The following is a 13674-nucleotide window of genomic DNA, read 5'->3' as shown; positions in this document are numbered from 1 at the left end:
ATGGCAGCTCTTGCGCCTTATCCGGCCTACAGAACATCGTCTGCCCGGTAAGCGAAACGCCACCGGGCATCAGGTTTACTGCACCGCTTTAGTCACGCTGGTCATGGCGCCCAGGGCGGCGGTCAAACGGTCAAGGTCGTCGAGCTGCGCTTTCAGCGCCGAGGTTTTGCTGGTTTTCTCTTCCTCGTTCAACCCTTTGTTGCCCTTCACGCCCTGCATCTCTTTAAACAGCGCCAGTTGGCGAATCGGTACCAGTTGCAGGTCGCTGGAGGCACGGAACGGTGCCCATCCCAGGCGTTCCAGGACGGTTTTCTGTTCCGGCGTTTTGCCGTAATTCATAAAGAAGTCGTACACCTTGTCCTTGGTGGTTTCGGAGAGGTTTTTGCGCCAGACGATCGGATCGCCCGGGATCAGCGGTGACTTCCAGATAACCTTCAGCTCTTTCAGTTTTTCCGGCGCGGAGGTTTTCAGCTTGTCGAGGTTTTCGGTGTTGTTGGTGGCGACATCGACCTGTTTGTTGGCGACGGCCAGCGCGTTGGTTTCGTGTCCGGCGTTAACGGTGCGTTTGAAGTCGCTGGCGGAGATGTTGTTTTTGGCGAAGACGTAGTAACCGGGGACGAGGAAGCCTGACGTTGAGTTGGGATCGCCGTTGCCGAATGTCAGATCCTTACGTTTGGCGATCAGATCGTTCAGGTTGTTGATCGGACTGTCTTTGTTAACGATCAACACGCTCCAGTATCCCGGGGAGCCGTCGGCAGCGACGGTTTGGGCAAACACTTGTCCATTAGCGCGATCTACCGCTTCCATTGCCGAGAGGTTGCCGTACCAGGCGATATCAACTTTGTTAAAACGCATTCCCTGAATGATCCCGGCGTAGTCCGGGGCGAAGAAGGCGTTCACTTTCACGCCCAACGATTTTTCCATGTCCTTCAGGAACGGTTCCCACTGTGGCTTCAGGTTTTGCTGTGATTCGGTCGAAATAATGCCAAAGTTCAGCGCTTTTTCTTGCTCTTCGGCCTGCGCCGGGCTGAACAAGGTGCTGATGCTGAACATGCTGGTAAAGGCCAGCGCGGCAACGGTCTTATAGCTCATGTTGTTTCCTTAATTAGTCTTTGTTCCAGGTTATTTCACTTGCCAGCCTGGCTGCGCCAATAACGCCTGGTTTTTTAGAACTATGCAGCCTGCGCGCTATGTTCGACGCGGTTCATGCTGCGGTAGAGATGGTCAAAACGATCGTTATCAAAATGCTGGCTGCTGCCATCAAAGAAGACGTTGCCCTGACGAAGCGCGACAATGCGTTCGCAGTAGCGCAGGGCGTAATCCACCTGATGCAGCGTGACGACCACGGTGATGCCGTCGGTCTGGTTAATGTCGCGTAGGGTGTCCATCACGATGCGTGCGGATTCCGGGTCCAGCGAGGCTATCGGCTCGTCGGCAAGGATCACTTTGGCTTGCTGCATCAGCGCGCGGGCAATCGCCACGCGCTGCTGTTGCCCGCCCGAAAGCGTGGAAACGCGCTGGTATGCAAAGTGCGCCATGCCAACGCGGGTCAGCGCCTGTAATGCACGCTGTTTCTGTTCCTGGCTAAACCAGCTAAAACAGGTGCGCCAAAACGGCGTGCTGCCGAGTGCGCCAATCAGGACGTTTTCCAGTACCGTCAGGCGGTTAACCAGATTGAACTGCTGGAAGATGTAGCCGGTGTGGGCGCGGCTTTTGCGGATATCGCGCGCCAGGCGGCCTTCATGTTGAACGGTGCGACCCAGCAGTTCGACGTGGCTACCCGGGGATTTATCACCGACGATCAAACCGCTTAAATGACGTAAAAGGGTGGATTTGCCGGAGCCAGACGGCCCAAGCAGAGCCACCATCTCACCGGAACAGATGTTCAGATCAACCGCATTGAGCGCCTGATGTTGATTGAAGGACTTGGAGAGTTTTTCGACGCGAATAATCGTTTGCATGATGCGGCCTCCCTTAAAAAGTGGCCCCATCGTGGCGGATTAATGTGACGTTTTCGTTAAGGGATGGTTACTTGGTGATGAAGAGTTGAGCGATTTTTGATGACAGTACGGGAGGGCTGGCCTCCCGTTGGATTACTCTGTAGGTTGCTGCTGTTTGACGACGTTGATCATCCACGGTACGCCATACCGATCGCTCACTTTACCGAAACCATGAGCCCAGAAGGTTTCCTGCCAGTCCATTTCGATTTTTCCGTTTGCTGCCAGGTTATCAAACCAGCGTTTGCCTTCGTCGACGTTTTGCGTGTCGAGTACCAGTGTAAAGCCAGAGTAGTGGGCATTTCCGTCGGGGGCGCTATCGCTCATCATGATGTCGCTGCCCGCAACGCGCAGGTTGGCGTGGGCAATGGCGGTATCGGGGAATTTCATGCCTGAAGGGCAACCCTCTTCGCTGTTCTGCGCCGGTTTGGGCATTTCACCGAAGTTGATTTTGTAGAGTAGCTCAGCGCCTAATGTTTTTTGGTAGTAGGCGATAGCATCAGCGCAGTTGCCTGCGAAGGAGATATAGGGACTTAACGGCATAATCTTTACCTCAGGTAAAAGAAACCAGTTAAGTGTAGTTATCGTCTGCAAAAATAAGCCAGGCGGGAAGTATGAGCTTCCCGCCTGGCAGATGAGCTGGCGTCGGCCTGATTGACGTATAGCGCCATCAGGCAATTTGCATCAGTTCTTTTTCACAAACTCAGATTTCAGCTTCATTGGGCCAAAGCCATCGATTTTGCAATCGATGTTGTGGTCGCCTTCAACCAGACGGATGTTCTTCACTTTGGTCCCGATCTTCAACATGGAAGAGCTACCTTTTACCTTCAGGTCTTTCACTACGGTAACGCTGTCGCCGTCAGCCAGCAGGTTGCCGTTGGCATCTTTAACGATCAGTTCGTCGCTGTCCTGAGCCGGTTCAGCATCGTTCCATTCGTGAGCGCATTCCGGGCAGATGAACATGCCGTTATCTTCGTAAGTGTATTCGGAGTTGCATTGTGGGCAGTGTGGTAATGACATGTGGATTTCCTCAAAAGTCAGCAGGGGCAAATGCGCCCAAAAATGGCAGATTGCCGAAAAAGGCCGCAATTATACATAAAATCCCTGCTTTTGTCGGGACTACTGCGCGATTATGCAAAATGATCTGCTGTAAAGACCCTTTGCTTTTACCTCAATGAAAGTATGGCGGAATATTTTTTAAGGGAAATTGCTACGCTTAGGTATTTAAGATAAGGTGAGGCGAAATATCTGATATTCATAGGTAACGTTGCTTACGGATGCCTAAGCCATTGTGATTGAATATCATTGACCCCCTTAATTTTAGTAGGGGGATTACGCGGGTATTTTTTAAAACTGAACTACGCTGTTTATCTTTCTTACTTATTACATAAGTGAGAGGCATCAGGCCAGCGGTTATACGCCAAATTTATTTTAATAATATCAGTTGGTTGTTTTGATTTTAATTATTTCTACACGTAATTATAAAAGCCAAAAAATCTATAAATAAAACGATTGGGCTAAATAAAAGTAATGCCATTTGCGTTAAGGAAGAATTTTCCATGCACACACAGACAATATATGAATTAAGTCAGGAAGCGGAACGCTTGCTGATGCTCTCGCTTGAACATCTCAGGCAATTGCAAAAATTGCCTATGACGTCGTTGGATGATGTCGCGCTAAAACAAGGAGAGCATAGCAGACAGGTGGTTCAGCCTCTGCATTTCAGCGCGCGTGGCATGGATGTCCAGCAGGCAACGCTCAATAATGAACTGCGTAAGATTACGCGTCTGGAAATGGTGCTGGCGATTGTCGGTACCATGAAAGCGGGAAAATCGACGACGATTAACGCGATTGTAGGGACCGAAGTTTTACCTAATCGTAATCGTCCCATGACGGCGCTACCAACGTTAATTCGCCATACGCCGGGGCAGAAAGAGCCGGTGTTGCATTTTTCACATGTCACGCCTATCGATGCCTTAATGAAGGTTTTACAGCAGCGCGTGCGCGAGTGCGATCGCCAGCGTCTTACGCAGACCCTGGAAATTGATAAGGATATGAATGTCCTGCTGCAGCATATTGAAAACGGCGTGGCATTTGAGCGGTATTACCTTGGCGCACAGCCTATTTTCCATTGCCTTAAAAGTCTGAATGACCTGGTGCGTTTGTCAAAAGCACTTGAGGTGGATTTTCCTTTTGCCGCCTATGCCGCGATTGAGCATATTCCGGTTATCGAGGTCGAATTTGTCCATTTGGCCGGTCAGGCGAGCTATCCTGGGCAATTAACCCTGCTGGATACGCCGGGGCCGAATGAGGCTGGGCAACCGCATCTACAAAAGATGCTGAATGAACAGCTGGCGCGGGCTTCTGCGGTACTGGTGGTGATGGATTACACCCAACTGAAATCGATTTCCGATGAAGAAGTGCGCCACGCGATCATGGCGGTCGGCAAGTCAGTGCCGCTGTATGCGCTGGTGAACAAATTCGATCAGAAAGACCGCAACAGTGACGATGAAGAGCAGGTGCGGGCATTAATTTCCGGCACGCTGATGCAAGGTGGGATTGCCCCGGAGCGAATCTATCCGGTTTCTTCGATGTGGGGGTATCTGGCGAACAGGGCGCGTCATGAGCTGATGGCTCGCGGGCGGCTGCCGGATCACCAGGTGCAACGTTGGGTACAGGATTTTGCCGAAGCGGCGCTTGGCCGACGCTGGTGCACCAACGATCTTGAGGATACGGAGCACATCCGCCATGCAGCCGATCTGTTGTGGGAGGATTCGCTGTTTGAGCAGCCGATCCAGAAAGTGATTCATGCCGCTTACGCCAATGCTTCGCTGTATGCGCTACGCTCAGCGTCGCATAAGTTATTGAACTATGCGCAAAGCGCGCACGAATATCTGGAGTTTCGCGCCCATGGGTTAACGGTTGCCTATGAAAAACTGCGGCTGAACATCACGCATATTGAAGAGGATATGCAGCAGTTAGAAGTGAGTCAGGGGCGGGTGAGTGATGAAGTCAGTCATGAGGTCGAGCTGGCGCTGGAGGCTGCCGCGGCCTATCTCAATGAGCAACAGACTGAGATTCTGTGCGGCATCAACACGTTCTTTATCAAAGAAAATGTCCTGATGATGTCACAACATGGCCAGGGGGCTGGCGTTTCCTCGGCAGAAATGGCCGGAGAAATGCTGGTGTTGCACGATGAAGGGCAGGCGAAAATCGTGCTGGATAAAATGCGCTCGTCCTGTGAAGTTGTCTTGCTGGCAGCGCAGGAAAGCATCAGTCGGGATTTAGCTCTGCGCTTTGAACAGCTTGAGTCGACGCTGTCCCGGGCGCTAAATGACGCCATGCGCCCCATTGAGCAGCGGGTGAAAGAGGAGCTGAACCACGCTGGTTTTCGTGCGCGGATCCGTTTTCCGGCGTTTCATGCGGCGATGTTTAACTTCAACACCCGCCAGTTGTTCAACGAGGCCATTGAGCAGGATATTCCGGCGGAAAATGCGCCGTCAACTGGCGGTGTGGTGCGTGATACCTTCTCTCGCTGGTTGAATCAGCCCAACTGGGGATGGAATGAGTACGTCGAAACAAAAACGCGTTATCTCATTGATATGGGCGCACTGCATAAGAACCTTGTGCACTATGTCACCCAGTTTTGCCAACAAATTCGTAAAGCTTTAGCTGCGCAGGTCGATATTTCCGTTACGGCAGGCATGGCCACGTTTTTTGCTGATTTTTCACTGTGTTTGACGCAATTACAGGCGAGCCTGCGTGAGAGTCTGACCCTGCGCCAGCAAAATGAATCTGCGGTGAATGCCTTGAACGAACAACTGCAGCATCGCATTACGACTGCGGCATGGCTTTATGAAGATTCCCGCTTGCTGCGCGACGATATCAATACCCTTTTTGCAACCGAGCACACATGACTAACGTGTTACTGGAAGGCCCCGGGCGGACGCTGGAGTGTGTCTACCCGAAGTTTATGGTCGATCTGGTTCAGGGAGATGAAACCAAACGTTCCGGTGGTTTTCTGCAACAGCAGCAGCGGCTGCGTGCGCGCCTGACGCAGGAGGTGCTATCCCAGACGCAGCTGCGAGCATGGGTGTTGGCAGGCGTGTCCAGCGAGCATCTGGTGATGCGTCTAAAACTGGTGGAAAAACTGGCGGGCATGATCGATCCGGGCCATCTGGCGCTGGTACGGATCGCCGAAGGGTTGATGTTTTTACAACAAACCGAACACCCGCGTGGACTCTCCACGCCTGGTCTTCAGCAGCAGATAAATTCACTCGCTGACTGGTTTACCCAGCGCGGCGCTTATAAAGAGAAGGCGGTAACGCAACGCGGCCTGACGGTGCAAGCGGGCGAACATAGCGAGCAAATTTTTACCCGCTGGCGGGCTGGCGCGTATGACGGCTGGTCGTTACCTGGACGCTGTTTTGTGGCGTTAGAGGAGCTGCGTTGGGGAGCCTTTGGTGACGCCTGCCGGTTAGCAAATGCCGATGTGGTATCAATGCTAAAAGACAACCTGCGAACGATGGCTGCTCAGGCGCTGGCAGACAGCGTGAATGCGGCCCCCGCCACGCGTCATTACTATCATCATTGGCTCAGCACGCCGGTGGTTGGCGGCTCGGGTGAGCACAACGATATGTTGAGCTGGCTCGGGGACTGGTGCGACGCGCAGCGTCATCCGGTGAGCTGGTCGGTGACGCAGCGTTGGCAAAATGTGGCGTTGGGCATGCCGAGATTGTGTTCGGCGAAGCGGCTGGTTGATGCGATGGTTGAGGAGATTTTTGCACCGTCCCCGCTCATCAATTGAGCAGGAACGGTGAGTGGGATAAAGGCAGGTTTAGTGGTGCAGGGAGTCTGCCGGGGTAGCCGCCGTCTCATTGACGACCGGGTTTTTATTAAAACGTTTGGCATACAGCGCGGTGATAATCGGCACCAGAATCGCGGTGACTATCACGCTGGCGGCAACCAGCGCCGTAGCGGATGCGGCAACCGGTTCAAATGCCGGGTTAATCTGGGCGATAATCACCGGGTTTGCCACTGCAGCGCCTGCCGCAGAAGAGGCTGCTACGCCTGCCGTACCGTTCCCGCCACCAATAACGCGGTCAGCAATAATCAGCGGAATACCGGTGATGACGATAACCGCGACGCCCAGCAGGATGCCCAGCAGACCCGTATCAACGATGACGCTCAGGTTAATCGTGTTGCCCAGCGCGAAGCCGAAGAACGGGATCAGCACCGGCGTGGCTTTGCTGAAGAAGGAACGCAGATCGTGATCCAGGTTACCCAACGCAAAACCAATCAGGAACGGTAATACCGCGCCGACAAAATGGTGTGGTTCGAAGGAAGCCAGACCCGCGGAGCCGAGGATCACCATGGTCATTAACGGACCGGATTCCAGAGACATCAACACAAATGCGCCAGACTCTTCTTTGGTTCCGTACTGGTTCATCAGGCTGGCGTACAAACCGCCGTTGGTCATGTCCATCGCTGAAACAATTGCCAGTACCGAAAGACCGGCAAAGAACCCGGTTTGAATACCGGTATCAGGAATAAATGAAGCAGCAATCATTGCCACTACCCATGCCACGGCTATTTTAGTTAATACCAGTGTGCCGGATTTGCGTAATACCGTGCCGGTTGCCCGTAAATCAATAGATGCACCGATACAAAAAAACCACACTGCCAGAATCGGCACCGTTCCGCTGATCATTCCTTTGGTAAACGAACCGAAATACGCGCCGGTATCCGGAGCTAACGTATTTAACACTGCGCCTAATAACAGAGGAATCAACATCATTCCGCCAGGGATGCGTTCAATCGTGGCTTTAATTTTCATAAGCGTCCTCATCTCTTGTCGCAGGTAATACACGCGCAAGGAAATAAAAATTAATAAATTCAAGTGTTTACTGGTGTTTCTTAACAAAGAAAACAGCTATCTCTTTGTTTTATAAAATCTAACGCGGCATACGTTGAGCGTGTTGCTGCTCCCAGGGATATTGCGTCTGGAATTAGTTTGCATTCATGGGAACATTGATTCAATCAAAATAAAACGATGTTTTAGTTATCTTCATCACATATTCCGAGCAAAAGTTCCTGAGTGCTCTGATTATTAAAAAAGCTGTGATCTTTTTGTGAAGAGATTAGGTGGGTTTTTGGCTAGCAGAATAATAGTGACTGTTGTGATTGTTGGTGCAACAAAGCGATTTATTCTTGTATTTAATTGCCAGAAAATCGCAAGCATTACATGTAAAAAAGTTGACTAAGAATGACCTGATTTACGCATGTTGACGAAATGGAAATCTATATGTGAAGTTGATCACAAATTTAAACACTGTTAGGGTAAAGAGGTCATTAACCGCCCAATCAGGCGTCAACAGGTTCGGTTGTACTGCTCGTTTCTCGTCAGTGTAAGTAAACCTGCTACGCTTGTTACAGGGAATGCGTCTGTGCATTCCCCGCTCGGTGATGACCTTGACGCAGGGGCGTTGAGGGACTCGATCTGTAGCGTGACAGGGCTAAGTCTATGAGGACGAGTATGCTAAAAAGGAAAAAAATAAAACCAATTACGCTGCGCGACGTTACCATCATTGATGACGGTAAACTGCGAAAAGCCATTACCGCGGCGTCGTTAGGTAATGCGATGGAGTGGTTTGATTTTGGTGTTTATGGGTTTGTTGCTTACGCATTAGGTAAAGTGTTCTTCCCGGGGGCTGACCCCAGCGTACAGATGGTTGCTGCACTTGCCACCTTCTCTGTTCCCTTTCTGATTCGACCGCTTGGCGGATTGTTCTTCGGTATGCTTGGCGATAAATACGGTCGTCAGAAGATCCTCGCTATCACCATTGTGATTATGTCGATAAGTACCTTCTGTATCGGTCTTATTCCCTCGTATGCCTCGATTGGTATCTGGGCGCCGATTCTGCTGTTGCTGTGTAAAATGGCGCAGGGGTTCTCGGTCGGCGGAGAGTATACCGGGGCGTCGATTTTTGTCGCAGAGTACTCGCCAGACCGTAAGCGCGGATTTATGGGCAGCTGGCTGGACTTCGGCTCGATTGCCGGGTTTGTGCTGGGTGCGGGCGTGGTAGTCCTGATCTCAACTATCGTCGGCGAAGAAAACTTCCTTGAGTGGGGCTGGCGTATTCCGTTCTTCCTGGCGCTACCGTTAGGGCTTATTGGCCTGTACCTGCGTCATGCACTGGAAGAGACTCCGGCGTTCCAGCAGCACGTGGATAAACTGGAGCAGGGCGATCGTCAGGGACTGCAGGACGGTCCGAAGGTGTCGTTTAAAGAGATTGCGACCAGGCACTGGCGCAGCCTGCTGGCATGTATTGGTCTGGTGATTGCCACCAACGTCACCTACTACATGCTGCTCACCTATATGCCGAGCTACCTGTCGCATAACCTGCATTACTCTGAAGACCACGGCGTGCTGATTATTATCGCCATCATGATTGGTATGCTGTTTGTGCAGCCGGTGATGGGTCTGCTCAGCGACCGCTTCGGGCGCCGTCCGTTTGTGATTATGGGTAGTATTGCGCTGTTTGTGCTGGCTATTCCGGCATTTATTCTGATTAACAGTAACGTCATCGGCCTGATTTTCGCCGGGTTGCTGATGCTGGCGGTGATCCTCAACTGCTTTACCGGGGTGATGGCGTCAACGTTACCAGCGATGTTCCCGACGCATATTCGCTACAGTGCCTTGGCCGCAGCGTTTAATATCTCGGTATTGGTCGCCGGTCTGACACCGACGTTGGCCGCATGGCTGGTGGAAAGCTCGCAGAATCTGATGATGCCTGCTTATTATCTGATGGTGATTGCGGTGATAGGTTTAATTACCGGCGTGACCATGAAAGAGACGGCTAATCAGCCGCTGAAGGGGGCTACGCCTGCCGCTTCGGATATTCATGAAGCGAAAGAGCTCCTCGGCGAGCACTACGATAATATTGAGCATAAAATCGAAGATATCGATCAGGAAATTGCTGAGCTGCAGCTTAAGCGTACGCGCCTGGTGCAGCAGCATCCGCGGATTGATGAGTAATCATGTGATTTATCATATCCACTTAAGGTTGGCTTAATCTTTGTCAGGCAAACTCTCCTCCAGAGTATCGGAGGAGAGTGTCATGAAAAACCGCATTTATGAAAGTTTGACCACCGTGTGCAGCGTGCTGATTGTCAGCAGCTTTTTGTACGTTTGGGTGAGTTCTTACTGACCTTTCGCTAATTCCACCCAAGCGCGAGTGCCGGCGGTTCCCTGACGATTTTGCAAATAGAAATGCCCGTGATGTAACTGGGTGATACGACTGACAATGCTCAGCCCCAGCCCAATCCCGCCAAAACGGCTGTCCATACGCACAAACGCTTTACTCAGCTCCCCGCATTTACTCTCATCAATGCCAGGGCCTTCATCTTCGACGGCGATAACGGCATCATGCTCTGTATTCAGGCTAATCGTAATATGGGTGCCTTCCGGGCTGTAACGATGCGCGTTCTCCACCAGATTTCGCAGCAGCATTCGTAATAGCGTCGCATCGCCACGTACGACAACGTCCGCCGTGCTTTGCGGTAGGAGCAGCGTCTGCTGACGCTGGTCCAGCATGGTGCTGAGTTCATCGTAGGAGGGCAAAATCACGTCCTCCAGCAGTTTGACGTGCTGGTAGCTCCCGGCCGAGAACGACTGTCCAACGCGGGCGAGTTGCAGCAGTTGCGACACGCTGTCCATCATTTGGTCAAGGCGGGCAATTAACGGTGAAACGTCGACCTTATGGGTTTTGGACAGTAATTCCAGATGCAGGCGAACGCCTGACAGTGGGGTGCGCAGTTCGTGGGCGACATCGGCGGTAAATAAGCGTTCGTTTTCAATGGTGCTCGTCAGCCGCGTCACCAGCTCGTTGAGCGCTGAGACGACCGCCTGGATCTCAACGGTTGAACTGTGAACTTCAATCGGAGCAAGGTTATCGGCTGCCCGCGTTTCTAACTCTTTTTGCAGATCCGCCAGCGGGCGAGTAATACGCCGCACTGCCTGGTAGCAAATCAGCAGCGTCAGGCTGACCATAAAGATACCGGGGACGATCAGGCTGGCGATGGCCTCGCGGATTTCATGCAGGATGTGGCGATCGTTGTTACGATTTTCGCGTAACGCCTGTTCGAATAGCTGTATTTGTTCGGTGCTTTCGTGCCACAACCAGAAGGTGCTAATCAACTGGAAGACCAGCAGAATAAGACCGATGGTCAGCATCAGGCGATGACGCAGCGGGAGCGGTTTTTTTAGATATTGCAGTAGCTTCACTTAGCTTTCCTCAGTGGCAACCAGCATATAGCCAAATCCCCTGACTGTGCGGATACGTGATTTACCCACTTTGTCCCGCAGGTTGTGAATGTGCACTTCCAGCGTATTGGTCGACGGTTCGTTATCCCAGCTGTAGATGTCGTTATACAGGATCTCCCGGTGTACCGGGCTGCCCGCTTTAAGCATCAGGCGCGACAGGAGTGCGTATTCTTTCGGCGTTAAGATAACCTCTTGTCCATCCATCCACACCTGGCGACGACCGATATTCAGCGTCAGGTTACTGACAATGAGTTCACTTTCACCCTGATTGTTATGACGACGCAGCAGCGCCCGGATGCGGGCATGCAGTTCTTCCAGTGCGAACGGTTTGACCAGATAGTCATCGGCGCCAACGTCCAGCCCGCTGACCCGGTCTTTCACCGTATCGCGGGCGGTGAGGATAAGCACCGGCACGGTGTATTTTTTCTGTCTGATGCGGTTCAGGAAGTGCAGGCCGTCTTCATCCGGTAAGCCCAGGTCCAGAACCACCAGACTGTAATGGCCGGTCTCCAGACACTGCTCCGCTGCACGGGCCGTTGATACGCCGTCGCAGGCATAGCCTTCTGTTTGCGCGGCGAGTATCAGTCCCTGTAATAACAACGTATCGTCTTCAACAATCAGAATTTTCATTCGTTTAGCCTCCCCGGCAGGGTTGCAGAATATCATCTGCTGCCTGATATTTCTGTGTTTGCACGCCTGTTAATCCCAGCAGGGTTGAGAAGAGATTATCCTGTGAGAAGTCCTCTGAGCCTGCCCGTTTTTGCAAACATGCCTGAGAGACTTGATAGCGTTGCTGATAATCTTCTGAGAGCCACAGCAGCATCGGCACATGTTTTTGCGTATCTGGCGCAATCGAATACGGCAGGCCGTGTAAATAGATGCCATTTTCCCCTAAGGATTCACCGTGATCGGAAAGGTAGACCAGGCTGGTGGTGAAATTATCCTGATGCTCTTTCAGTATATTGATTGCTTTATCAACAATATAGTCGACGTAAAGAATGGTGTTGTCATAGGTATTGACCAACTGTTGCTGTGAACAGGTCTGGATTTCGTTGGTGTCACAGGTTGGCGTAAATTTCTTGAACTGCGCAGGATAGCGGTTGTAATAGGTCGGACCGTGGCTGCCGATGGTGTGCAGCACAATCACGCCGTCGCCTTGCAGGTTATTAATGTACTCTTCCAGCCCGTGGAACAGCACGTCATCGTAGCATTCCCCGTCAATACACTGCCCTGGCAGGTTCAGCTTAGTCATATTCTGGTGCGGTACCCGGTCGCATGCCCCTTTGCAGCCGCCGTCGTTATCGTTCCACAGAACGTTAATTCCCGCCCGCTGAATAATGTCGAGCACGCCTTCCTGATGCTGCGCCAGTTCTTCATCGTAGTGCGCGCGTGGCATACCCGAGAACATGCAGGGGACAGATACTGCCGTTGCCGTTCCGCAGGATGTGGTGCGGGGGAAATAGACTACATCATCTTTTTCCAGCAACGGGTTGGTCTGGCGCGAATAGCCTGACAGCGAGAAGTTATCGCCGCGTGAGGTCTCGCCGAGCACCACAATCGTCAGGTTCTTACGCTTTTCTTTCACCATCAACGGATTGCGATGGGCGTCTTCACCAATGCGTACCAGCGGCAGGTGGGCCAGCCTCTGGTGTGAATACCAGGAAGAGGTCGCCACAATGCTGTTGGATGGGCTGAGGGATTTCACCAGTTCTTTATTGTTGCGAAACAGTGAGGCGTAATCTTTGTAGAAGAACGTGGCGACCAGCACGATCAGCAGCGCGGAGATCAGAATATTCGCGCTACGGAACAGTACGCTGCGCATGGCCGGGGCGATCGGTTTGATTCTTACCCAGCAGGCAATGAGCGCGGCGAGAATGCCGCTTACTCCGAGCGTGATGAGCATTTGCGGTGTCAGCAAAGCAAAGGTTTCGGCGGGTGTGGTGTCCATCATATTGGCGATCATCGAACGGTCAATGATGATGCCGTAGGTCATGATGAAATATTGGGCCGATGCGCCAACCAGAATGAAAACGCAGGCCACCAGGCGATTAAGCCACAGGAATGAGGCCAGCGTCAGCACAATGTTCATGACGCTGAAAGCGACGACCGGCATCGACAAAAACACCAGCACGTTACGCACGGAATCCAGGGGCAGTTCTTGCAGCACTTGTTTATAGAACGCAATGTTCAGGAAAGTCGCAAGATAAAATGAGATCAGGAGAAGCCAGCTGATTAGCCCGAGAGTGGGTCTTTTAAACAGGTGCTTTAACATTAAGGGGGTTCCATCGACTAAGTGCTACAAATCCTCTCAAAGTAAAATTAAGCCAACCTTAAGTTCTTAATGTTGATTTC

12 protein-coding genes are annotated in these 13674 nt (G+C 51.9%); 4 read left to right on the top strand and 8 right to left on the bottom strand.

The annotated features are described in order from the left end of the window. Positions 1-75: 75 nt before the first annotated feature. The 4 genes from phnD to HV345_RS21455 form a co-directional block, all read right to left on the bottom strand. Positions 76-1092: a phosphonate ABC transporter substrate-binding protein gene (gene phnD, locus HV345_RS21470; RefSeq protein WP_016155399.1), complete on the bottom strand. Its 1017-nt coding sequence runs from the start codon at positions 1090-1092 to the stop codon at positions 76-78. A gap of 80 nt (positions 1093-1172) precedes the next feature. Then, positions 1173-1961: a phosphonate ABC transporter ATP-binding protein gene (gene phnC / locus HV345_RS21465; RefSeq protein ID WP_181636034.1), complete on the bottom strand. Its 789-nt coding sequence runs from the start codon at positions 1959-1961 to the stop codon at positions 1173-1175. 132 nt (positions 1962-2093) lie between these two features. After that, entirely contained in the window at positions 2094-2540 is a 447-nt protein-coding gene (yjdN, locus tag HV345_RS21460) for a VOC family metalloprotein YjdN (protein WP_016155401.1), read from the bottom strand. A gap of 141 nt (positions 2541-2681) precedes the next feature. Continuing rightward, on the bottom strand, positions 2682-3017 hold the full coding sequence (locus tag HV345_RS21455; protein ID WP_003031835.1) for a zinc ribbon domain-containing protein YjdM: 336 nt from the start codon (positions 3015-3017) through the stop codon (positions 2682-2684). Between the two features lie 539 nt (positions 3018-3556). Here HV345_RS21455 and crfC point away from each other — a divergent pair. After that, entirely contained in the window at positions 3557-5914 is a 2358-nt protein-coding gene (crfC, locus tag HV345_RS21450; protein WP_109017806.1) for a clamp-binding protein CrfC, read from the top strand. Next, the gene (locus tag HV345_RS21445; RefSeq protein ID WP_104652209.1) at positions 5911-6804 is read left to right on the top strand and encodes a diguanylate cyclase regulator RdcB family protein; all 894 of its coding nucleotides are present in this window, start codon (positions 5911-5913) and stop codon (positions 6802-6804) included. The genes crfC and HV345_RS21445 overlap by 4 nt, the downstream gene beginning before the upstream one ends. Positions 6805-6834: 30 nt before the next feature. Here the strand turns inward: HV345_RS21445 and kdgT are convergent, their stop codons facing one another. After that, entirely contained in the window at positions 6835-7833 is a 999-nt protein-coding gene (gene kdgT / locus HV345_RS21440) for a 2-keto-3-deoxygluconate transporter (protein WP_016155482.1), read from the bottom strand. Between the two features lie 699 nt (positions 7834-8532). On the opposite strand from kdgT, the gene proP reads away from it, so the two are divergent. After that, positions 8533-10035 (top strand): glycine betaine/L-proline transporter ProP, encoded by a 1503-nt coding sequence (gene proP / locus HV345_RS21435; RefSeq protein ID WP_016155405.1) that lies wholly within the window; start codon positions 8533-8535, stop codon positions 10033-10035. 82 nt (positions 10036-10117) lie between these two features. Continuing rightward, entirely contained in the window at positions 10118-10207 is a 90-nt protein-coding gene (pmrR, locus tag HV345_RS21430; RefSeq protein ID WP_016155406.1) for an LpxT activity modulator PmrR, read from the top strand. Here pmrR and pmrB read toward each other — a convergent pair. Genes pmrB through eptA form a run of 3 tightly spaced genes read right to left on the bottom strand, consistent with a single transcriptional unit; the run spans position 10201 to position 13594 of the window. Then, a complete protein-coding gene (pmrB, locus tag HV345_RS21425) occupies positions 10201-11232 on the bottom strand; it encodes a two-component system sensor histidine kinase PmrB (RefSeq protein WP_370468760.1) in 1032 nt (343 codons plus the stop codon). The two genes, pmrR and pmrB, sit on opposite strands and share 7 nt — an antisense overlap. Before the next feature lie 51 nt (positions 11233-11283). Next, positions 11284-11952 (bottom strand): two-component system response regulator PmrA, encoded by a 669-nt coding sequence (pmrA, locus tag HV345_RS21420; RefSeq protein ID WP_016155408.1) that lies wholly within the window; start codon positions 11950-11952, stop codon positions 11284-11286. Positions 11953-11956: 4 nt separating this feature from the next. After that, positions 11957-13594 carry a phosphoethanolamine transferase EptA gene (gene eptA, locus HV345_RS21415; RefSeq protein WP_181636033.1) on the bottom strand — a complete coding sequence of 546 codons (1638 nt, stop codon included), beginning with the start codon at positions 13592-13594 and terminating at the stop codon, positions 11957-11959. Positions 13595-13674 lie beyond the last annotated feature (80 nt).

Origin of the sequence: Citrobacter sp. RHBSTW-00986 (assembly GCF_013783065.1) — a bacterium.
GTDB lineage: Bacteria > Pseudomonadota > Gammaproteobacteria > Enterobacterales > Enterobacteriaceae > Citrobacter > Citrobacter braakii.
Note: the sequence above shows the minus strand (reverse complement) of the source record. Positions and strands in the feature narration are given on the sequence as shown.